18 protein-coding genes are annotated in these 23,943 nt (G+C 43.8%); 12 read left to right on the top strand and 6 right to left on the bottom strand.

The features are described from left to right. The first annotated feature begins 392 nt into the window (after positions 1-392). The gene (locus B0182_RS13130) at positions 393-1,679 is read left to right on the top strand and encodes a tyrosine-type recombinase/integrase (RefSeq protein ID WP_078275345.1); all 1,287 of its coding nucleotides are present in this window, start codon (positions 393-395) and stop codon (positions 1,677-1,679) included. Between the two features lie 292 nt (positions 1,680-1,971). Here B0182_RS13130 and B0182_RS14475 read toward each other — a convergent pair whose 3' ends face one another. Beyond that, positions 1,972-2,133: a hypothetical protein gene (locus tag B0182_RS14475; RefSeq protein ID WP_158079720.1), complete on the bottom strand. Its 162-nt coding sequence runs from the start codon at positions 2,131-2,133 to the stop codon at positions 1,972-1,974. Between the two features lie 299 nt (positions 2,134-2,432). Here B0182_RS14475 and B0182_RS13125 point away from each other — a divergent pair, with 299 nt between their 5' ends. From B0182_RS13125 to B0182_RS13115, 3 genes are all read left to right on the top strand, one after another. Next, complete coding sequence (locus tag B0182_RS13125) at positions 2,433-3,176, top strand: phage antirepressor N-terminal domain-containing protein (protein WP_078275344.1); 744 nt, start codon at positions 2,433-2,435, stop codon at positions 3,174-3,176. A 123-nt stretch (positions 3,177-3,299) separates the two neighbouring features. After that, positions 3,300-4,916, top strand: a complete 1,617-nt coding sequence (locus B0182_RS13120; protein ID WP_078275343.1) for a TrbL/VirB6 family protein — start codon at positions 3,300-3,302, stop codon at positions 4,914-4,916. Further along, positions 4,913-13,126, top strand: a complete 8,214-nt coding sequence (locus B0182_RS13115; protein ID WP_078275342.1) for a PLxRFG domain-containing protein — start codon at positions 4,913-4,915, stop codon at positions 13,124-13,126. Before B0182_RS13120 ends, B0182_RS13115 begins: the two co-directional genes overlap by 4 nt. An 8-nt stretch (positions 13,127-13,134) precedes the next feature. Here the strand turns inward: B0182_RS13115 and B0182_RS13110 are convergent, their stop codons facing one another. Further along, a complete protein-coding gene (locus B0182_RS13110; RefSeq protein WP_078275341.1) occupies positions 13,135-13,317 on the bottom strand; it encodes a hypothetical protein in 183 nt (60 codons plus the stop codon). Positions 13,318-13,540: 223 nt separating this feature from the next. On the opposite strand from B0182_RS13110, the gene B0182_RS15270 reads away from it, so the two are divergent. The 8 genes from B0182_RS15270 (at position 13,541) to B0182_RS13075 (ending at position 22,184) form a co-directional block, all read left to right on the top strand. Beyond that, the gene (locus B0182_RS15270; protein ID WP_264676644.1) at positions 13,541-13,672 is read left to right on the top strand and encodes a hypothetical protein; all 132 of its coding nucleotides are present in this window, start codon (positions 13,541-13,543) and stop codon (positions 13,670-13,672) included. A 116-nt stretch (positions 13,673-13,788) separates the two neighbouring features. Then, the gene (locus tag B0182_RS13105; RefSeq protein ID WP_078275340.1) at positions 13,789-14,439 is read left to right on the top strand and encodes a hypothetical protein; all 651 of its coding nucleotides are present in this window, start codon (positions 13,789-13,791) and stop codon (positions 14,437-14,439) included. Positions 14,440-14,452: 13 nt separating this feature from the next. Further along, complete coding sequence (locus B0182_RS13100) at positions 14,453-16,063, top strand: terminase large subunit (RefSeq protein ID WP_078275339.1); 1,611 nt, start codon at positions 14,453-14,455, stop codon at positions 16,061-16,063. Positions 16,064-16,146: 83 nt separating this feature from the next. Then, entirely contained in the window at positions 16,147-16,554 is a 408-nt protein-coding gene (locus tag B0182_RS13095) for a hypothetical protein (RefSeq protein ID WP_078275338.1), read from the top strand. A 16-nt stretch (positions 16,555-16,570) separates the two neighbouring features. Next, positions 16,571-16,906, top strand: coding sequence for a hypothetical protein (locus B0182_RS13090; protein WP_078275337.1), 336 nt, complete (start codon positions 16,571-16,573; stop codon positions 16,904-16,906). Further along, the gene (locus tag B0182_RS13085; protein WP_143821761.1) at positions 16,903-18,120 is read left to right on the top strand and encodes a WD40 repeat domain-containing protein; all 1,218 of its coding nucleotides are present in this window, start codon (positions 16,903-16,905) and stop codon (positions 18,118-18,120) included. Before B0182_RS13090 ends, B0182_RS13085 begins: the two co-directional genes overlap by 4 nt. Next, positions 18,117-21,416, top strand: coding sequence for a hypothetical protein (locus tag B0182_RS13080; protein WP_078275335.1), 3,300 nt, complete (start codon positions 18,117-18,119; stop codon positions 21,414-21,416). Before B0182_RS13085 ends, B0182_RS13080 begins: the two co-directional genes overlap by 4 nt. Then, the gene (locus B0182_RS13075; RefSeq protein ID WP_244893700.1) at positions 21,417-22,184 is read left to right on the top strand and encodes a M15 family metallopeptidase; all 768 of its coding nucleotides are present in this window, start codon (positions 21,417-21,419) and stop codon (positions 22,182-22,184) included. 93 nt (positions 22,185-22,277) lie between these two features. Here B0182_RS13075 and B0182_RS13070 read toward each other — a convergent pair whose 3' ends face one another. The 4 genes from B0182_RS13070 to B0182_RS14470 all read right to left on the bottom strand — a co-directional run bounded on the left by B0182_RS13070 (position 22,278) and on the right by B0182_RS14470 (position 23,911). Further along, positions 22,278-22,718, bottom strand: a complete 441-nt coding sequence (locus tag B0182_RS13070; RefSeq protein ID WP_078275334.1) for a hypothetical protein — start codon at positions 22,716-22,718, stop codon at positions 22,278-22,280. 48 nt (positions 22,719-22,766) lie between these two features. Next, positions 22,767-23,219 (bottom strand): helix-turn-helix domain-containing protein, encoded by a 453-nt coding sequence (locus tag B0182_RS13065; RefSeq protein ID WP_078275333.1) that lies wholly within the window; start codon positions 23,217-23,219, stop codon positions 22,767-22,769. Between the two features lie 3 nt (positions 23,220-23,222). Continuing rightward, the gene (locus tag B0182_RS13060; protein ID WP_078275332.1) at positions 23,223-23,420 is read right to left on the bottom strand and encodes a hypothetical protein; all 198 of its coding nucleotides are present in this window, start codon (positions 23,418-23,420) and stop codon (positions 23,223-23,225) included. A gap of 92 nt (positions 23,421-23,512) precedes the next feature. Further along, positions 23,513-23,911: a hypothetical protein gene (locus B0182_RS14470; RefSeq protein ID WP_078275331.1), complete on the bottom strand. Its 399-nt coding sequence runs from the start codon at positions 23,909-23,911 to the stop codon at positions 23,513-23,515. Positions 23,912-23,943: the final 32 nt, after the last annotated feature.

Here is a 23,943-nt window from a genome sequence, read left to right as displayed (position 1 = left end):
TGTAGCATACTTTTTGAACCAAAGCCAATTTATCAAGTAGTTAAACCAATCTAATGAACAATGCCCCAAAAGTCAAATACTAACTTTTGGGGTGTTTGGTTTTAAATATTAATTGGTTATTCTTAAACACAAAAAAATCAGGGTTTTAATCTCTTAAAACCTTGATTTTACTTATTTTAATATGGTAGGCCCAGCAGGACTTGAACCTGCGACCAAAGGATTATGAGTACCGTAAAAATAATATCATTGAGTTTACCGCAGTATCATTTGATTTATATTTATGCAAACAAAATCAATCATTTAACGATTTATTTACAAAAAAAGTATCATTTAGTTTATGGCAATTTACATCATATTTGGTTATTATATGGTTATTATTTTGGAGAGTAACCATGAAAACCAAACTTACCACCGCAAAGATTGACCGCTTAGAACCGTCCGATAAGCAATACCTTGTTTGGGACGAAAAATACACAGGGCTTGGCGTGTTGGTATCGCCAAAGGGCAGTAAATCGTTTGTTTGTCAAGGGCGTGTTGGTGGCAAGCAAAAACGAGTCACGCTTGGCAAATATCCACTCATGAGCTATCAAGATGCGATTGATAAAGCAAGCGAGATTAGCAAGCAGATGACCGCAGGCATTGACCCAAGCCGTCAAAAAGCCGAGCAACTTGCCAAAAACGCTGAATTTGAACAAATCAAAACCAAAAACAGCATTACCTTTGGGCAAGCCTTTACAGATTATTTTAACACAAAAAAGGACAACTGGTCGGACAACTACATAATAGACCATGTCAAATCTGCCAGTCCGCACCTATCGGACAAACAGGGCAAAGATGGCTGTTTGGCATACATCTGGCACACGCCATTGTCCGACTTAACCCCTGAATTTGTGGAAAGCTGGATAAATCACGAAAACAAAACACGCAAAACACGTATGGCTATCGCCTACCGCATTTACCGTGCATTTGTAAATTGGGCGAACGAGCGACAAGCTTATACAGGAATTATCCCTGATAAGTCTGCCACTGCCAAAATTGTATCAAGCACCGTGGCAAAAACAGGCAGGCACAAGCACAGTCTGCAACGCACCCAATTGCCCCTATGGTTTGAAACGGTCAATAAAATTAGTGATGTCCACGCCACCGCCTTAATCTGTATGCTGTTAAATGGTTCACGCCCCAATGAAATGTTATCCTTGATGTGGGATAATGTGGATTTTGAGTGGAAAACGATAACTATTATTGATAAAGTAGACCAATGGGAGCGTATCATTCCGCTTACGCCCTACACCGAATATCTCATCAAGCAACTGCCCAGACATGGCGATTATGTCTTTATGACGAGCAAAACAGACACGCATACCGAGATTGGTAAACCCTATCGCAATGCCATCAGACAGGCAGGACTGCCAAGCCTACCACCCAAAGCCATGCGAAAATCGTTTAGTAATTTGTCCGAGTGGGTCAGCGTGCCTTATGGCATTGTCAAACAAATCATGGGGCATAGACCGAGTGCGACAGATGAAAAACACTACAAAGACCGCCCCATTGACCTGCTAAGGCACTGGCATATTATCATTGAGCAGTTTATTTTGTATGAAGCGGGCGTGGATTTGACCGTGGTTTATCCAAAGTTTGATGAGACTGTATTAAAGAGATATGTGGTTGGTGAGCAGTAAAAAAATAGCCGTTAATGACGGCTATTTTTTTATTGACATGGGGCGTGGGTTGGGGTAATATATGCCCTAAGGTGTCGTAACCTTACAAGTAAGCGGATAACCACAACCGTGATTTGGCGGTCTTTTTATGCCCAATTTCTACTATATGTAGATTCTAAAAGTTAATCCGAAACTTTGCATAAAAACCACTCCTGAAATTCTAGGAGTGAAAAACCCTATCAAAATTCCACTCCGCAAATTAGCGGAGTGCCTAAAAATAAAGCAATACCCAAATTTGGGGAGTGTTTGAGAATTATGCTAGGGGTGGTGGCGAGATAAGGTAGCAATACACGAATAAGCCCAGCCGTCTTACTTCGGCTTCTGAACCCCCTAGCACCCTAACAAGGGTAAATTTCAAGTGATATTGGTAAGTGCCAACATCGCTTTTTTTATGTTCTACAAATTTGTACTTCATAATTTTTCCAAGAAACACTTTACAAGGTGGGGTTTTTTGTTGTATATTATGTATAGAGCCTCGAAAACTCTTTACAAGCGTTATCCACAAGCGACATCTGTGGTATTTTTATGTCTAAACCTAGACAATCTCTTTGCATAGCTCCTAAAAGTTAATCCGAAATCTTTTGCGATTATGCCGAGAGGGTGACGGTCATACAATACCGAAAGGAAAAGCCGTCCGCCGTGCTTGTAGCGGTTTCGAGCCTCTTGGCACCCTATTTTAGGGTAACTTTAATCGAAAAAAATACAAGGTGTCTTATGACAAATCAAATCCAAACCGTGAATTTTCACAATCAATCTCTACTTACGCTCCAAAAAGACGGTATCGCTTATGTGGCGATGAAGCCTATTTGTGAGAATATTGGTCTTAACTGGGACGCTCAACGCCAACGCATCAATCGTGATGAGGTACTTGCACAAGGTACGGTTATCATAACCGCACCTACAAAAGGCGGTTTACAAGAAATGCTATGCCTACCAATCCACTACTTAAACGGTTGGCTGTTTGGCGTAGATACAAACCGTGTCAAAGCCGAAATCAAAGATAAGCTCATCACTTACAAAAAAGAGTGCTACCAAGCCTTATTTGATTACTGGAATAACGGTGTGGCAGTCAATCCACGAGCAACCAAAGACGAAAGAAAGCCACTGGTGCAAGCGGTAAATATGCTCGTTGCCGAGACGGGGGCGATTTATAGCAATGTGTGGAAAATGATACACCAACGCTTTGATGTGGGCTGTGTCGATGAGCTGACAGGTGAGCAGGTACATCAAGCGGTGGAGTATGTGCATACACTCATGTTGCAGGCAGGAAACAAGGTGAACGCCCCATTTGTCCAAAACATCATCGACACCGCTCACCAAAACCGCATGGCACAAGATGAACTGGGACAGATGATGGCACACTTTGGCAAAGCCTTAGACCATATCGCCGAACTCCAGAACCGTCTAAAACGCCAAGAAGTGCTGATAGACGGTGCAAAAAGACAGTTGGTTGCTTGATATTTATTGAAAAAAACACCCTACAAGAAAATTGTGGGGTGTTTTTTTATGCCCCCCACAAGGTTTTTGAAAATCATGTAAGCATGGCACAATGGGTTTATTTTTAACCGATTGGGGTGTGTGATGGCACTAAATGATGATGACAAATACAAAAAACCTGAATTGACGGCAGGTGATGTGGCACTGGGTTCTGCCATACCTGCCTATGGTGGTCTAAAATGGGCGGGTGGTGGCAGTGCCTTGCAAGGAGCTAAAACCGTTGGGAAAGGAGCTTGGGACACCACTAGGGCAATGGGTAGAGTAGCAGGGGGCATGGCTCAACAAGCAGGCGGTGTAAAAGGCTTAGCCAGTGGGGCAAAAGCGTTAGGCGGTGCCACAGCAAGGGTAGCACCTGCTGTCTTTGCTGGTGTACAGACAGCAATGACAGATACCGAAGATTATTATGAACGTTTTGGTCTAGATAAAAGCCAAGTGGGGAATAGTTTTTGGAAAGATGTGGGCGTTCGTTCGTTGGGCTTTGCTTCTGATTTGGGAGATGCCCTGACACTCGGACAAGTAGGGAAGTATCTGTATAGAGATAAAATCCGCCAAAATAACGAACAGCAAGCCCAACAAGCCCAACAAGCCCAACCTGCACAAGATAAAACCCCAACCAACGAACAAACAAATGCGACCAAACAGCAACTTGATGACGGCTATGAGCTTAAAAAAATAAACCCACCACGCCAAACTTCATATCATTTTGACTATGGCAATAAACCTGCAAGCCAACAATCCCAACAATCCCAACAGCCCCAAGCGACAATACCAACAGGGGGCATACCAAGCCATAACCAAAGCTATACCGACCTTGTCAAAAAAGTGCAAGAAGCACAGCAACAAGCCCTAGATAAACCCCAAGAAAATCTAGGACTAAGAACCCATGCCCCTGTCAGAAGCTGGGAGAATGAAGCCCAAAGAAAAGAGTTATTGAGACAAGCAACAACCGTTCATAAAGGGGCTCATGGTCTAACTGCCAACCAACTGCGACTGGCTCATGAGTTATCCAACGATGACATCAAAATGGAGCAAGAACGCCATTTGCAACAAAACAATCTCAATCATCAACTGCTACAAACACAGCTACAACAAGAAGGGCAAAACGCCCGTACCTTAGCGAGTGAGCAAGGGGCAAACGCCCGTACCTTAGCGAGTGAGCAAGGGGCAAATGCTCGTGCCGTGATGAATGAGCAGGGGCAAAATAACCGCTTTAATACAGGCTTTGGGCTAGATGTGGCACGGTTTAATCAAGATACAGCAAATAAACAGCATGAGTTTGGACTGCGTGGTATGGAGCTAAATGCCAAGCTCAAATCCCAAAGCTATGATGATGCCGTCAAGCAAGAGCTAAATAGTCTATATCATAACTACGGCTTGGCTCAAACCGATGAAGAAAAACAAGCCCTGTATGACAAACTTGGGTTCTTAACGGGTAAGGGTGGACAGCAAAGTTCAGGTGGTAGCCTAAAAGACAACTTTATCGTGATGACAGACAAAGATGGTAATAATAAGTTGGTCGATTTACGCACAATGCAAGGCGGACAAGCTCAAAAACAGCTTAATTTAGATGACCCTGCAACGGTTACAAGACTTCAAGAAATTGCCAAAAAAGGTGGAACTGCTGATGAAGTCAAAAAAGCCTTACTTGCCGAAGGTGTACCAGAAGAATATATCGCACAATTAATGGGAGTACAGCAATGAGTCAAACCGAAAAAGACAAAAAGCAACAAGAGTTTGAAAAACTAAGCAGTATCTTGAACGATGCTAATTATGCTCGTAGTGGTAGCGAAATTCGTAATGATATATGGCAAAGCCTTAAATCGGGTGGGGTTAGTGCAGTACAATCAGGTATCGGCTTGACCAACCTGATGAGTGGCGGTCATACAGGTAAGTTTATCCAAGACAACATTTGGGACACGCACAAAACCCAAGAGAATATCCAATCGCAAATGTCTGGTACTGCCAAAATGCAAAAAGGGCAGTTTGAGCGTGCCGAAGGCTTTGGTGGTAAGCTGGGTGTGATATTGGACAATCCCATGCTGGCATTGGATGGCATGGTGCAAAGTAGCCCGTCAATGGTGACTGGTGGCTTGATGGGTCGTGGTATCGGCAAGCTAGCAGGAATTAATAATGGCGTAGTGCGTTCGGCAGGCGGTGCGAGCTTGGAGATGGCGGGTAACTCTGCTGAAAACTTGCGTAGTCAAAACAAGCACGGGCTGATGACAGGTAAGGATTATGCGGCGGCTGTTGGCACAGGCGTGGGCGGTGCAGCCATTACTTATCTAGGGGGTAGAATATCCAAAGGATTGGGTATTGCAGACGTCGATACAATGGTCGCAGGGGGCGTGCGAAATACCATTAACGAAGTCAAACAAAACGCCACAAAAGGCGGTATTGGCTATGGTCTGGCAGGTATTGGCAAGGGTGCGATTAGTGAAGGCGTATTTGAAGAATTGCCCCAAACTATTCTAGAAACAGGCTTGGAGAACTGGGCAAAAGGTAGAAGTCTGACCAAAGACATGGCGGGTAATGCCGTCATGGGTCTAACGTCTGGTGCTGGTATGGGTGCTGTATCAGGGGCTGTATCTAGCAACTGGCGTAAACCGCCAACACCTGACACGGACAGCACTAATAATCAAACAGACAGTACGCCACAACCGCCCGATAATGGTGGTAATACACCGTTATCGCCCGATGGTAGTCCTATCAGTCCGACTAGCCCGAATAACCCTAACAGTCCAAACAGCCCTGATAATGGCAATGGCGGTGTTTATTTTGATATGCCCCACAACGAAAATCAGGCGGTAGGCTTTCATGGTAATCCTGTGATTGATACACCTGCCATAGGCTTACAAAACCCTATTGAACACACACCGCTTGACACACAAGCGGATCGGACAGATACAACCGCCCCAAAAACCGAACCAATATCGCAAGTAGGGCAAACACAACAGGCAACGCCAGATGTGCCACAGATTGCAAACGGTCAAGACGTGGCAAGTGAGCCAACACCACAAAATACACCCCTTGCTGATGTCAATCCACAAACATTTGCCAATCCCCAAAACTTTGACAGTTGGCTAAATCAAGAGGAATTTGTTAATCAGTACAAGGCACAGCAGGAGTTAAACGCCCAAAAACCGTCCGAACGAATGGGGCTAGACCCCAATCAAGGCTCGCTGACCCGTTCGGCGGTTGTGGCGGTGGACAGTGGGGCAACACAGGCGATAAACCCACAGGCGATAAACCCACAGGCAGGTGTGGTGGCAGGTGCTACAGGAGAGCAAGCCCAAGAAGGTACGCTTGCCCGTGCGTCCATGCAATCAGAACCGCTATCGGCATATCAAACCCAGCTCCAAGAGCGGACAGCACAGCAAGAAGTGCAAGCCCAAGAAGCCAAAGCGGTGTTTGCCAATGCCCCAAAACTCATCGGCAAACAAAACTACATCCAAAACCAAAACGAACGCTTGCCCACACAAATCATGGCGGTAGAAGCAGACAGTCTCATGCCCAGCGTGGATAACACCACAAACCAAGCCCGAGACAGAAGTCGCACCGCCAGTCGTGTGCAGGTGGATAACATCGCCAATAACCTAGACCCCATGCAATTGACCGACAGCACGGTCATGGGGCATGGCTCGCCAACCATTAGCGATGATGGCACAATCATCGCAGGTAATGGGCGGACAATGGCAATCAAACAAGCCTACTTGCAAGGCAAGGCGGACGAATACCGCCAAATGCTCATGGAGCGTGCAGACGAGTACGGACTGGATAAAACCGCCCTAGCAGGTATGAAAAATCCTGTATTGGTCAAAAGTGTGGGTAATGTGGGAGTAGATAAGCTAAGACAGCTCGCCCTAAACTCTAACGAGACAGGCACGATGACCCAATCCGCCTTTGAGAACGCAAGGGCGGACGTGGAGCGTGTGGCAAATATTAATCTAAACCAGCTAAAAGCCGATGAGCGGGGCGATATCAACACGTCAAGCAATCGCCATATCATCAATGAGTTTGTCAGTCAGTTCCCCATTGAGCAACAAAACGCCATGCGAACTTCTAATGGCGTGCTATCCAAGCAAGGACTTGAACGTTTTGAAAATGCCCTGCTCTTATCTGCCTATGGCGATAACCCAACCACGCAAGCAATCTTAGAAAGCACAGATGAAGAAGTTAGAAATGTAGTCAAGGCAATCGTGGCAACTTCTCCAACAGTGGCAAAAACCAAACAGGGCATACAAGACGGCATTACCCCCAATGATGACATTGCCAGCGACATTACCGAAGCCTTGTCTATGCTTGCCAAACTCAGACGAGAAGGGGTCAAACCGTCCGACTACCTGGCACAGACAAATCTGTTTGGTGATGAGTTAAGCCCCACAGGGCAAAGATTGCTCGCCTTTATGGATGCCAACATCAAAAGCGTGGTAAAAATTCGTCAGCTTTTGTACAAATATTATGATAATCTATCACAAGAGAAACTAAAACAAGATGATATGTTTGGCAAAGAGACCCAAACCAAACAATCACGCCTAAACCAAGCCTTACAGGAGCTAGGACATGACCAATTCGTCCAACCAACCACAGCAACCACAGCAACCACAGCAACAGCAGAACAAGCCAGACCCACTAGCCAAGCTAGTCAAGTCAATGAGCGACCCGAAAAAAGCGTCAGCGATGAACAAGGCATTGGACGAGATGATGAGCAAGTAAATCCTAACGCCAAGAGTAAACCACAAAACCTATCCCAAGAAAAGCAGTCTATCAAAGAGATGTTGCCAGAAAATTGGGACGGTGAGAATATCCGTGATAACCGAAAAGCCATTCAAGCGGTACTTGATAACGTCAAAGACCCTAGCTTTTTGGGTGTTGATACCGTAACCAACATCTCAAAAGATGAACGCAAACAAGCCATTGAAAACATCAAGCGTTGGTTAAATACACCTGATGAAGCTCAAAAAGGGCTTACTTCCGTGCTTGTTGCACCTGACAATAGCCAGTCCACCGCTGAAACGTCCGAAACGGGCGGAAGTCTAGCCCTTAACGGCAGTATAACAAAATCAGATGATGCAGACAATCCAAAAACCACTTTTTCTGCTCCTGTGGGGGCTATTAACCCACACCCAAGCAATTTTGAATTAAACGAATTTGGCATAGTGGAAAAGCCGTCAATCATTTGGACGGGGGTTGTTGGGGGTAAGACTGTGCGTGTTTCATATTCTAACGAATATGATTTGTTTAGCCTAAATGGTTTAAAAACGCCTTTTATGCTTTCCAATCACAGCCAAGTCATTAGTCGTATCAATGAAGAGGCTAGTACTTATGATGATACACACAATCAGCTTGGCGAGCTGAACAACTTACCAAGTGGTAAAACCTTGCAATCAAACTACAAAAAAGATTTAAAGGACTTTAAGGAGCAGGTTAAAAATAGTCAAACCAACAAAGAAAATGATACCGCAGTAAACACCACACAAGACCTACCCAAGGTATTGCAAGACAAAAAGGGCAATCCAAAGCAAGTCATCGGTAATCGTAATGCCAAACGTTTGCTTGGCGAGAATGGGTTGGTGGATGATTTTGATGTTGTTAAATTAGATAATGGCAAATACTCTTTTGTGCCAAAAGAAAATAAGCCATTTGTAGAACCAAGTCAAGATGAAATCAATGAATTTATTGATAAAGCACTCAATGGCAATATTAAAAATGAACTGACTTTATTTCCTGCTGGTCAAAAAGAGATTGACATTGCCAAACAAAGCGGTGTTGATATCGCAGGTATGTATCATACTCTAAAAGCAGAAAATTTAAGACACGCCATAAATTCACACGGTCAAGATGACAGTCGCACCGATGGCAAACGTAGCCAACAAAGAAGTTTGACGGTTGATGACTTAAAGAAAATTCCTGATGTATTAAAGAACTTTGATGAATTAACTGTACAAAAACGCAAAGAAAATCAAAGTTCTTTGGTGTACAAAAAGCAGATGGCAGATGGCACGATTGAGTATGTGGAGCGTGTGATTGAAACATCAAGAGAAAATAAACCCAGACTGCTTTCTCAAACAGTCTGGGTGGGTTGGCGTGCGACTGGTGTTATTTCGCCCAGACCACCGCAAGTTTATACTCCTGACACGCCGTCCACTACCGAAGTAGCTTCCGATGACAGTATAACAAACTCGGATAAGGCGGTCAAGCAAGACCTTACCCCGTCTCAACAATCCGCCTTAAATGCACTAGAAAAACTGCCTGACAGCGACCCTAAAAAAGCCGAGTTTATGGACGCAATATATGGCGTAGGCACAACAGACAGCGAGCAGGACAAAAAGGCACGCCGTGAACTGGTGGGCAGGGTTACCACTTATGAGATGGTCAAAAGAAACGCTAATAAATTGGCAGATGAGCTTAGCGAGCTTGGCTATGATGTCAAAGTGGCGGACAGTACACTCTTTGATAACACCAAAGAAGTGGCAACCCAGCTTACCGCCAAAAAAAGCGGTAAAACGCTCAATGTGATGGTTAATAAGACCTTGCCACAAGGGCGAAGTAATGACAACGTCCGAGATGGCTTTTTTGTGAAAGATGGCAATGTCAGTTATCGTATTGATTTTAATGAGCTAAATATCGCCCAAAGAATAGACAATCACACCGATTATGTCTCAAACAAGGAGTACTTTGGGGCAAATCGCCCTGTCTATCGCCAAAATGCCAAACCGACTGATTGGCAACAAAGAATGGCAGGGCAGATGGCACGGCTATTTGATGATGACCCTGCCTTGCCACAGTTCATTGAGCTTGCCAATCAAAGAAATTTATCCACAGGTCATAAAAACAGCTTGATTGGCTCAATCACAAGCTATGCTGATGTGCAATTTAAAAAAGGCAACGCCCTGCAAAAAGATGATGTGATTGGCAAAAACAATGATGAATATCATCAAGGCAAGATTAAGTTTAGCCGTATGGGCGATGTGGTCGCTCCTGTTGATGAGCAGGCTAAGGTGTTGCAGGGCAAGGCGGTATCTGTCATTGATGAAAGCACCCTTGATATGCCAAAAGTCAAAGGTTTTAAGGCGATTGAAAAATGGGCAACCAACCTATTTGAAAAGCAAGGTGGAAAAGCCATTAACCCAACATTGGGGGAGATTATACTCAATCATCGCTCCGTCAAGGACAGCTTGGCTCACGGCAAATTTAGCCCTTATAAAAATATTGCATTTGCAGGGGTAAAAGATGTGCTAGAAAAGGGGGTTATTGTTGCGGTTGATACTATCCAAAAATCACAAGATAGCTTCTATATATCAGCCCCAGTTTTAATGAACGGCAAAGAAAACATCTTAACCGTCATTGTGCATAGAGATGTGAATACGCAAAGTATGTATCTACACAGTGTGATGACAAAAGAAAATCTGATGAAGCCCCGAGTGTCCGAGACCCAAGAACAAAATTCTCGCAAGCACATCGGCTCGCTGACTTCATCAGACATTCATAATATACTACAAAATGCCCTAACTTACAAGGAAAAATCCAAAAAAGAACTTATTGTAACTCATAATATCAGTGCAGATGGCATTATCCATGCTGATAAAATGGGCGGATTGCCTTTTGCTTCGATTGCCATTACCAAGCAGTCCAATCCATTAGATGGGTTTGGCGAAGTTACTTTGATTGGGGACAGTCATATGATTGACCCAAAAGGGGCGAATAAAGCCAAAGTGTTCGGCAGTGATATTTATAGCCCACGCTATCCCAAAGTGATTGCTAAGGTGGATAGAAAAAAACTCGATGAAATCAATAACCGCCTACAACAAAGCAATGAGTTTTTGGGGTATGGCAACACCGTAATCGCTGATGATTTCTCACAGGGGCGTGATATGGATATTCGTGAGCTGGGCGGTGTACAGGGATTGGCAAGTGAGTTTTTGACCGATGAGCTGGATTTGGGAGATGAGCTACACCAAGCCTACCTAAACAGCTTACTTGACCGTCAATTTGCCAATAATAACGTGGAGTTAAAAGGCACAGCAGGGTTTAGCACCAATGCCCGCCGTGCCTATGCTCATCATATGAGCCGTGGCGGTTATCATATCGCCAAACTAAGACATACTGACAGACTGCGGACAGAGCTTGACCGTATGCAGAAGCATATTGATGAGAACGTGGATAACCCTGATTATGACCACGTTACCATGCAACGGGTCGTGGACGAAATGGAGGAACGCCACAAAATACTACTGAACCCGCCAACCAATCCATTATCCACGATGGCAACGAGTGTGGGCTTTATGTGGTATATGGGGCTATCTCCTGCCAGTGCGTTGGTAAACTTATCACAAACACTACTGCTTGCCTATCCGATGATGGGGGCAAAATGGGGCTTTTCTAAGGCACAAAAAGAGCTGACACAAGCGTCCAAAGACTGGTGGCGGATTGCGTCATGGCGAGAAGAAGACGGTACAATATCGTGGCAGAGCCTAACGCACGCTGACCATATGAAACACGCCAAAAAAGTGCTAAGTGCTGAGGAGTACGATGCGGTAGATAAAGCCTTTAATCGTGGTGCGGTGGACAAAACACAAGCCCATGATTTGGCAGGGATTGCCAGTGGTGAGGACGGCAAGGTATCACAAATGATGAAACCTGCGATGAAAGTGGCGAGCGTGATGTTCCATGAAGCCGAAGTATATAACCGTCAAGCAACCTTTTTGGCAAGTTATCGCTTGGCTCGTGGGGCAGGTATTGACCATGAAACGGCAATTATCATGGCAGATGACATGACCAGAAAAGCACATTTTGACTATTCGCAATCTAACCGTGCAAGATACATGAATACCCCTGTGGCAAAAGTGGTGCTACTGTTTAAGCAATATAGCCAAAACATGATATTTACACTAATCCGCCAAACGGCTCTGGCAATGCCTGCGTTGGGTAAATTCTTGCACAACCGTTTTTCTAAAAATAAGCGAGCCTACACCCAAGAAGAGTTGGAGGCGGCAAAAGCTATTAGTGCCATTTTTGCAGGTCATGCGTTATTTGCAGGGGCGTTAGGGTTGCCTAGTGCGATTGTTACGCCATTTTTGGCGGCTGCAACAATGCTTGGTATGGGTGGTGGTGATGACGATGATTGGGGAGATAGAATATCAAATGGCATGGCAACACTCTTTGGTAGTGAAAAGGCAGAAGTGGCATTTAGAAACGCCCTAGCGGACGTGGTGGGTAACGATGTGGCAGAAGTCGTTGCCAAAGGTGTGCCAAGAGCGGTAGGGGTGGATTTGTCTAGCCGTGTGGGGCTAAACAACCTTATCGTTCCACATATCCAAGACGGACTAGAAGGGCAGAGCAAATGGGAAAACTTCATGACGGCAATGCTAGGTCCTGTTGTCGGTATTGGCGGTGGCGTGGTTAAAGGTTGGGGCGAGTTTTTTGAAGGGCATGAATTAAGGGGTATTGAGACCGCTTCGCCTAAGTTTTTCAAAGACTATCTAAAAGCCTACCGCTATGCCACAGAAGGTCATACCACAAAAGACGGTAAGGAGATAGTGGAGCGTGAAAATGTCGGCATATCAGACATCGCCCAGCAAGCGATTGGGTTTAGAAGCGGTAAATTTGCCCAAGCCCAAGAAGTTAAATCAGCGATATATCAAGCGGATAAACAGCTTACTGCCATTCGCTCTGACCTTGTCAGACAATATGCCCTAGCCAAACGAGACGGCGATGATGAGCAAATGGATAGGATTTGGGAAGAGATTAAACGCTTTAATGTCAAACACCCAAGCGTAAAAATTACCAAACCTGCCCTAATGCAGTTTATCCGCCAACGCCAAAGACGGATTGATAATGCCAAAGACGGTATTTATCTGTCCAAAAACCGTGAGCATTTGCGAGAGTATGGGGCGTTTGGGGTGGGTGGATAAGAAATAAGCTAGTTAAGCTCTTTTTCGTATGCCCTGATAGCGTCCATAATCAGCTGATTTTGGGGAATGCCTAGGTGTTCGGCTAGGGATTTGATGAGCTCTACATCGTCTTGATGGAGTTTGTAAGTCTTACTGACAACACCCCGTTTGGCATCTGATTTGGCTTGAATTTCTACTCTTGACTTTGGCATAGATAGACCTTATAATAAAAATCAAGGAATGTGCTAAGCAGGACGGCTATCCTACTTAGCACCCAGTTTGTTAGTTGGTAGCTAACTTACTGGCTTATTGCTTACCAAGCATTTCTGCTTATGAGTAGTAAGACAATAAGGACGATGATTTTGGTTGATGTTCTCATCGTTCTTTTCCTTGTGTTGTCGCTAGTGCTAGTCACTAGCACCTAACTAGCAACCCTTGCTAGATGAGTATATTATAAGTGTACCTACCAAAGCAGTCAAGCATTTGATAGAATACGTTGCAGAGCTACAACTACGTCTTGACATCTCCGAGCGTTGCATTCATGTTTTGCACCAAAGACTTGTTTAAGCCATAATTACCCAAGCACCCTACAAGAAATTGTGGGGTGTTTTTTTATGCCCCCCCACAAGGTTCGCACCCCTTACCACGACTGGCTATAATACTCAAAAACAAGTGAGTAAGCCATGACAAAAAGACAAATAGACTGGGAAAAGATTGAGCTGGATTATCGGGCTGGCATTAAGACATTAAGGCAGATTGCAAGTGAGCATGATGTTGCTCATAGTGCTATTGCTAAGAGAGCAAAGCGAGATGACTGGTCAAGAGACTTATCTGCAAAGATTGAGAAAAAAGCCGAAGAGCTGGTGAACAAGTCGCTAGTGAACACCGAAGTGAACAAAGAAAGGTTGGCAACCGAAAAGCAAGTGATAGACGCCAACGCCCAAGCAATCTTAGAAGTGCGTTTGTCTCATCGTAAAGACATCAACAAAGCCAAAAATCTGATGAATGCCCTGCTTGATGAGCTGGGCAGTCAAACGATAGAGCGTGAACTGTATGAGCGATTGGGCGAGTTTTTGCGAGATGAGGACGAAAAAGGCATAGATAAACTTAATGATTTGTATCAAAGAGTCATCAGCACCCCAAGTCGTGTACAGTCTATGCAAAAATTGGCAGACACAATGAAAACGCTCATCACATTAGAGCGTGAAGCCTTTAATATCGGTAAAGAAGTGGAAAAAACCGCCGACCCACTCACCGAACTTATCACCACCATCGCTAAAACTAACAAATCCACTTTTGGTGTGGTCGCTGATGACCCAGAATATGAGCAATAAGGCAAGCGTAAAAATGGGCAATTTGATTTATCACTCAGACAACAGACGATATGCCATACCTGACTCGCCTGAGGAGCTGGAACGGTGTCTGGCTGACCCATATTGGCGACTGTTTAGCGGTTGTTTGTATAAAATCATCGTCAAAGGCGATAGTGAAGACGAAGATGAATTTGTCATGCCCTTTATTCCTAATGAAGCACAAATCAAGTTTCTTAAAAGAATGTGGCACAGAAACATCATCTTAAAAGCCCGTCAGCTTGGCTTTACCACACTCATCGCCATTTTGTATCTTGACCACGCTTTGTTTAATGCCAATCAATTTTGTGGCATTATCGCCCAAGATTTGGATGCTAGCGAAAAGATTTTTAGAAATAAGGTCAAATTTGCCTATGACAATTTGCCAGAGGTTTTGCGTAAGCGAATGCCTTTGAAAAAAGATAGTGCTTCAACTCTTCTATTTGCACACAACAACAGTAGTTTTGAAGTTGGCGTGTCTATGCGTTCAGGTACCTATCATCGCCTACACATTTCGGAGTTTGGTAAAATCTGTGCCAAATACCCCGACAAGGCAAAGGAAGTGATGACAGGCTCTATCCCAACTGTGCCGACCAATGGCGTGCTTGTCATTGAAAGCACCGCCGAAGGGCAACAAGGAGACTTCTACAATCTAACCCAAAAAGCTCAAGCCAATTTTGCTCAAAAGAAAATTCTAACACCCAAAGATTATCGCTTCCATTTCTACGCTTGGTGGCAAGAACCAAAATATCGTCTACCAGTCGCAGGCGTGAATATCTCGCCTGCCGACCACGCCTATTTTGATGAAGTGGAGATGATTGTTAAGCGTGATATGCAAATGGACATATGCATTCACCCTGAACAACGAGCATGGTATGTGGCAACAAGGGACGCAGACTTTGAGGGCAATCCCGACAGAATGTGGCAGGAATATCCATCTTTTCCTGCCGAAGCCTTTCAAGTCTCAACAGACGGCAACTATTATGCCAAAGAAATGCTGGCACTTCGTCAGCGTGGCGGTATTACCGATGTTGCTATCCTTGATGTGCCTGTCAATACCTTTTGGGACATTGGTAATTCTGATGGCTGTGCGATATGGTTTCATCAAGAAGTTAATGGACAAGATAGGTTTATTGATTATTATGAAGCCCACGGCGAAGCCCTGCAACATTATGTGGCACAATTAAAGTCAAAAGGCTATGTCTTTGGCACGCATTATTTGCCCCACGATGCCGACCACGAACGCCTATCCAAAGACTACAACAAGTCCACCCGCCAGCAGTTGCAAGACTTGATGATTGGCGAAAAGTTTGTGACCGTACCACGCATACAGTACTTGATAGACGGCATTCAGCAAACTCGTGCTTGTATGAAAAATTACTGGTTTGATGAGAGCCGTTGTAAACTCGGCATACAACGCATTGACGGCTATAAAAAGAAATTTAGCCAAAAAGACAATCGCTACATAGACCTACCAGACAAATCAAATGGGTGCAGTGAAGGAGCAGACGCACTTCGTCAGCACGCACAGGCTAAGATGATGGGTTATTTTGATGACCATTCAGATTATAAATACGAGAACGAAGGCTTGGATTGGCAATTAACTTAACCACGATAAGCACACCCCCACAAGGTTCGCCACGCCTGCCTACATTTGCCATAATTGCCACACCTTTTAACTTGGAGTAAATTATGGCAAATACCTTATTTGACGAATCAAGACGGATGTTTTTGGAGGGTCAGCTAAACTGGCTGACCGATACCATCAAAGTCTTGTTGGTAGATACGGGCAACTACACACCACAAACCGCCACACATAAATTTCTATCTGACATTGCCACATCAGCACGAGTAACCGCCCCTGTTACCTTGACTGGCAAGTCAACTGATGGTGGCGCTGCGGACGCTAATGATGTAACCTTTACATCAGTTACTGGCAATTCTATTGAGGCTATTGTTATCTACAAAGACACGGGCACAGAAAGCACCAGCCCACTCATTGCGTGGATTGATACAGCGACTGGCTTACCCATCACCCCAAACGGTGGTGACATGATTTTAACTTGGGATAATGGTAGTAATAAGATTTTTAAATTGTGATATTTTGGAGTGAATAATGAGTAATTTAGACAAAACACCTATCGCCACACCTACCGTCAAACCACCGCCAATTGTTATTGGCGTTACAGGGTTTAGTTCGTCTGTTGTGTACAAGCCCGACCCAGCGCCCATCGCATTGGCAATTTCAAAAACAATGCATGATTGGGACAGAATCGCCAATCTCACCACCTTTGCCAAATACGCCAAAGAAAACAACGCCCAAGACATTATCCATTTTATCCATGCTGAGATTGAGCGATATGGCGAGCAAGGGGCTTATGAACGCTATGCCACATGGTTCTATGATACCGGGCTTTGGGTGGGTGAGACCCCAACAGGAGAGCTTGCGTGAATCAGCTGATTGCCTACTCAACTTCCAACAACAGAATATTGACTGCGTTTCATCTTAGGCAGGGACTCCTGCCAACCTTTGCAGAATCCTTGCCAGCACTTCGCACAAGGACTCACTCTTCAGACAAACCAAAGGGGATAAAGGTAAGCCCTAATGGTAAACAAATCATAATTGCTCACCTTAATGCCTCATCAACACCCAGTACCAAATTTTGGGTGTCTGATACGCAAAACCCATCAATCCAGCAGTCGTTAACCTACTTTGATGGAAGTATCTATGCCCTTGATATTTCCAATAGCCACTACGCTGTAGGCGGAGATAGACCTGCGATATTGCTGTTTGACAGTAAAACGCACACGGCATTACCCATCAACACACTAGGACTTGGTAGAGTGACCAACCTTTGTTTTAATCGTGATGGCACAAAACTGTTTGTGTCTCATGATAGAGATCCTTATTTAAGGGTTTATGATATGGCGGATTTCTCTTATCAAGAGGCCAGTACCCCACTTAGTCCATCAACTTTCCCAGTCCTATATGTGATTGATGATAAGCTGTTATTTTTTGGTAAAAACGCTCAAAACTTTAATTATTTTAAAGTGTTTGATGAAAATTTAAGTCAAGTCTTTAGTTATAGCGATTCAACCAAAAACGCCATTTTTTCAAATTCTTTTATTCCATTTAGTCCCATTATTGGGTTAAAAAAAGACACCTTGTGGTTTTTGCATAACAAAAAAGAAATTTACGAATTAAATTATGTGTCAGGCGAACTTAGTAAAATTACAACACTTAATTACGCTGCTTTTGCCACCTATGACATAATAAAAGACGAACAATTCTTGTATATCTCACATGGTCTTTGGGAGAATCGCAATATAAGTATTTATAACTTGTCGGATTTTGAACTCAATACAAAAGCAACCGATAAATTCTATTTGCTTAATGAGTCTTGTTGTGATTTTGCCATTGTGAAATCACAAATCAGTCAAATTACAGGCATTGTGCGAGACATTAATAATACCGTTGCCAGTCGCACCGTGCGAGCTTATGACAGAAAGACAGGCGAGCTATTGGCTCAAACACAGTCTAATACACAAGGAGAATACACACTAGAATTGCCAAATACCACCTCTGTTGATGTGCAGTTTATGGCACAAGATGGCGAGCTACTCAACGACCTATTCTACGCCAATGTTACCCCTGAGCCTGTATGAATGTTGTTTTTGTTGATAAATATGTTTATTTTCATCACAGAATAAACGCCACATGGGCAAGTAATGTGCTTGCCCCTAGTGGTATTTTATCAACACAATTAGGGCAACTGTTTGCCAATGTGCATCAAGCCATACAGCCTAAAGGATTTGATGGAGCTATTTTTGGCACATCAGTTCTAACGAAAGATGATGAATATGCCCCTTTGTATGGGCGATTACTTGTTTCTTGGGTTAATCAAGATACCTATAAGCCATTATATGATAAAGTGATGGCAAATTTTTTTGGCAAAGCCATCTCTCCCAACAGTATCAATAACTTATCCTTTGGCAGGCCATTAATTTATAATGGCATAAAAATTCAGTCACAGGGATTTGATACTCAAACATTTGGGCAAGCCATCATTGCTGATGAGAAAGCCTATACTCCCAAATATCATGCGCTTAATGTTACTTGGTGGCAAGAGCCAACATACCGTCGTCAGATTGTAAGCAGTTGGTACAATAAAACAGTGGTTTATGTCAATGGGTTTGAATCACTAAGCATTAGTACACCTGCGATTGCTACTCATCAAGCGATATCCCCAAAAGGATTTGATGCAGGCGAGTTTGGCGGTCATTATGTCCTGCACCATTGGCAATATATGCCAAACAAACACTTACTTAATGCCTCATGGCTTGGTAAATTGCCCCATCAAAACCCCGTTTCTCACGCCTTTTATGTGGCGTGGTTTATTCCCTCAGACAATTTAAATATTGGGACGATTGGCATTGATGGTTTGATGATTGGCATACCAACGCTCATCTCATATCTTGCCATCATGGAGCCTACTGGATTTGAGATTCGACATCACTTTGGACAGGCAAGTATTACTAATCGTGCTAGGCTTATCAAAACTGGCAATCTTTATCCGCCAGATGTGCCACGCCCAACAATTAAATTAAGGCAAAAATTCATCAAGCAAGTAGGACTTAATGTAGGTGCATTCGGTCAAGCACGCCTTGATTTTTACCATCGCACCCTTAAAGTGCAAGGCATACCATCAAGCCTAAATTTTGGTCGTGCTTGGATAAGTCATTACACCCGCACCATTATCCCAAAATCCATTGACAGTGTCGCACCACCCAAGCCTGCCATCAGCACAACCCAGCACATAACTCCCATAGGCTTTGTGGCGACTCTGTGGCTGACTCGTATCATTCCAGAAAGTCAATCCATCTACCCACAAGGAATGATGGGTGAATTTGGACAAGCCGTCATCAAAAATCATCGTCAATATGTCAGCTTAAGGGGGTTTGACAACCAAGCGTTTGGACAATCTGATATCTACAATCTACGCCAATACATTCATGTGGTGAATGATGAGCAAAGTGAACTATCACCCAATGGCAAAAGTAAGGGATTTGGGCGGTGGACGAGTATTGAGAACAAAAACAAGGTCATACACACCTTTGGCTTTGCTCATGACGTGTTTGGGCGTGCGTCCATTGACAATCAAGCAAGGGTCATCAAACCTATGGGCTTTGATGGTTTGGCGATGGGTACACCCACCATCGGCGATAAGGTGCGATACATCAAGATAGATGGCATAGAACCACCCCACATCAGCCGTTGGAATATCGTGTACAATGACGCACGAGAACTCCACGCCATAGGTTTTAAGAATCAAACGGTATTTGGCACGCTTGCCGTTGTTAATACCAGACGGATATTAACGCATATTGGCGGGTTTGATGTGGGTGAGTTTGGCTTACCCATGATTGCTGATAGAGTGCGAACGGTTGCACTTGAACCACGATACAGCATAGCACCGCCCACCATACCACTACCTACCATACATCTGCATACACGCTACATCAACGCCAAATCATCAGACATGGCAAAATTTGGCGTGCCAAACCTACACATTCATTGGAACATCATCAGCCCACGCTGGCACCATCGTGATTTTGTGGGTGAACCTACCATCAAGAATCTTACGCCAGAAATACCTATTTTTGGACATGATAGCCAAGAGTTTGGGCAGGTGAATATCAGAAATGAGTTTGTTCACATCTATCCAAAAAGCCATGAAAGCCTTGCGATGGGAATAGCTACAATCAAAGACAGACGGCAAAAAATGGCGGTGATGGGCTTTGGTGGCACAAAATTTGGTCATCATAGAATCATCAAGGAAATACCGCCTTATCACCCACAATGGATTGACCTAAATCGCTACAATGACAAAGATGAGCCTGTTGGTGGTTATGGCATTGGTAGCAGTCTAAGTTTTGGCACACCAAGCATGAACGAGAGAGCCATCAAGGTTAAAGGCTTTGGTGGGGCTAAGTTTGGTACGCCTGCCATTCGCACCAACACCATACAAATGCGTTCTGGCATTTTTGAGCCAAAACTAGGCACGCCCACCATCATTTTAAACCGCCGAGTTATCAGCATTGACGATCAGCAGTCTATTAGTAGTAAGCTGGTATTTGGCACACCCAGAATGTCGCCACACACCATCTATGCCCCAAGTGGCGACATGGCGACATTACAAGCAAGACGCAACCACCCACCACGCAATACTCATGTCATTAATAGCATGACGGTGTTTGGGCGTGCTACCATCACCAATAAAAATCGTACCATACAGGCATACGGTCAAAGTAGTAGCATGGTTGGTAGACCTACCATTGTTAATGCGTTACACTTTATCAAGCCGTATGGATTTAGGTTGTCTAAATTTGGCATACCTACCATACCATTTGCGCCACAACATATCCAAGTGATTGATGGCATTGATTCAGCAGAATTTGGGCGTGCTACCATTAAGCACCAAGAAAGTTTGACGCAGTACATCAAGCCCAAAGGAATTGTGGGTGAGTTTGGTCGTCTCGTCATTGAAAATAAAAATCGCACAATTAGCCCAATCGGATTTGTGGCGACACGCATGGGACAACCTAGACCCAATGACACGCCATTTATGTGGCAAGGACTGCGGATTGGCGAGCGAGTATTGGGTAATTATGGCGGGCTTGACAGCACTGTCTTTGGCACTGCTTGGATAAGCAATAAAATCCGTGAAATCCATGTACAAGGGTGGGATAGTTTTGTCAGTGAGCCGACTTTGGGTAGTTTTAAGGGTAGATTGACCCTTCGCCGAGTGGTGGACGGACTACCCAAAAAAGGCAAAACCGCACAGGTCATCGGTGCAATACCTATCGCACCGCCTGCCCCACCTGTACCAAACATCAAAAACAAAGTGCATTATATCCGCCCAGACGGCAACTCAGAGCAATTTAGAAAAGGAGCGTGGTAAATGAAAAGCAAAAATCTATTTCCCATTTTGGGAATGAATACGGTAGGCGACACCGCACGGCAACACGGCAACTATGTCCGCCTTGCCCAAAACATCAACATTAACCCAGAAAAGGGTTTGTACACAGGCGAGATTGACGGTATTGCTGGTAAATTAACCTGGCAAGCCATTTTGCTTGATAGCGAGCAAAAGGTTTGTACCGCCCAAGAACAAGCGGACATCGCAGTGATTCACGCCACCGACCCCACGGTGGACGGTAACGAGCATTTGCTTGATGAGCCAGTCCCTGATAACGCACCGAGTGAGACGGCGGACAAGCCCAAATACACCCTAAGCGAATTGAGCCTAAATCGCTTAAAAGGCGTAAATCCCAACCTTGTCAAGGTGGTTAAGCGGGCGATTGAAATCACAGGCGTAGATTTTAGAGTACAAGAAGGATTGCGCACCAAAGAACGCCAAGCTCTACTTGTCAAGCAAGGCAAAAGCAAAACAATGAACTCACGCCATCTCACAGGGGATGCGGTGGATTTGGTGGCGATTGTGGACGGTCAAGTGTCATGGAATTTTAACCATTATTACGCAATCGCAAAAGCAATGGCACAAGCCAGTACAGAATTAGGTGTAACGGTTCGTTGGGGTGGTGCTTGGACGGTCATCACTGACAAAAACGGCACGCCCCAAGAGTGGGTTAAGGCGTATAAGGCACAACGCCAAGAATTAGGTAAGAAGGCATTTCTTGATGGGGTGCATTTTGAGATTCCTGCTTAGGCTTGTTTGGCGGTGTTGGGATTGTTATTCTACCGCCGCCAAAATCAAACACTTCCCATTCTGTATGGGTAAATTCTCGGTTGAGCTTTTTGTTCAAACACATTTCATTTTCCGATATTTAATACAGAAATTGTTGGGGTAGTCCACAATGTCCAAACCGACAATTTCACAATCTTGTTCCAACAATTCTCTTTGAACTTCAAGGTAATTCTCGGCATTGGCTCGTTGGATGTGTATTAGCTGGGATTTTATATGACTTTCCAGTTCTTTGACTAAGATAGCTGTCAAATAATCATCGTACATATCACGAAAAAATTTGGTAACAGATTTTGAATCGAAAACTGTCTGATACTGCCTTTCATTATCTACCATATAAGATAGCTCAAATTTATCTTGTACTTGATTATAGCACTGTCGCCCTTTTAAGATAACATGATAGAAGTACTCGTAAGATTTTTTGTCATAATCCTTATACTTTTTGTGCCTTTCTTCTTCTAATTCAGTGATGGTTTTGTCGTGTAATTGAGGTGTCATAGCGAATATCCAATATCTTACATTTATCTTGATAAAAGACAAAAATATTTATAACAATTCCTCCTGCACAGGCTTATTTTGTTTGCTGATTTCTTTTTCTAGGCGTTTTAGGCGATTATGAAACGCATTTTCTTGCTCCATCATGCGATGATGTAGGGTAAGTAAGCCAAATTCTGTGGCTTCTGCGTACATCAATCCCCCCAAAGTGCGTGCTTCTTTGGGAGTCAGAGTCAGCACATCATCGCCAATGTCTAATTTGACCGTACCGTCTGGCAACATGGTCTTGTAAATGGTGCGTTGGGGTGGGTGCTGTACCACAGGGGCATAGACCCCACTACATAACCGATAAATCAACTCATCGTCTGCCAATCTTTTTAGGCATTCATCAACGGCAGTCTGCTTAATCCCTGTCAATTTGGCTATGGTGGTGCGACTGGCAGGGGTTTCTTTATTGTGTAGGTCAATGACCGCTTCTAGGACGGTTTGTTTTTGGGTTTTCATTATTTACTCCTTAATATCGAAAGCAAATTCAAATATTTGTTTAATATAGTCTTTTTCTTTTTCGTTACGACCATATAACAACAAATCAATAATGATTGACATAATAATGATAATGCTAGATAAACTGGCAACCCTATGGTCAATATCGTGCCTATTTAGATATTCTTTTGCTGTTGTTTGAATGATTTTGTCTTGTTTCATTATTGCTCCCTTAGCGAAAGATTGCTGGCTGTTAAGAAATCTTGAATTTCTTTGAGTGTTTTTTTACCAATATTTTTATTTAATCGCCATTTTTAATCCCCATTCTCGCTATTTTCCAAATACTCATTTTCCAATTCTTTAAGTTTGGCAATCAGCGTTCTTTCGGCTTGCCGTGCAACTTCTGAATTAACAATGGTATTGACCACTTTATCACCTGCATACAGCCCTGCGATGACATACATATTGCGTTCGCTAGGAACGGCAGTATAAATCACTACCACAGGAACAATAAAAAACAAAGATTTTTTAAGTTTTTTAAAATAATTGGGAATAGTCAAAAGACTGTTGTTTTTGTTTAAATCATTGTGCATAAAAACAAAGAGTGTAACAAAAGGAACAGATATAAAGTAACCAATAATAACACCCTTTAATGCACTGGATAATTTCAATAAAAAGCCGATAATGTAAACTGCAATTGCCAAATCAATCATTTTAATACCCCCATTCTCTTAAATTCGCTAAT

The sequence above is a fragment of the Moraxella bovis genome, assembly GCF_002014975.1.
Lineage (GTDB): Bacteria > Pseudomonadota > Gammaproteobacteria > Pseudomonadales > Moraxellaceae > Moraxella > Moraxella bovis.
The sequence above is the reverse complement of the archived record's forward strand: the minus strand, read 5'-3'. Positions and strand labels throughout refer to the sequence as shown.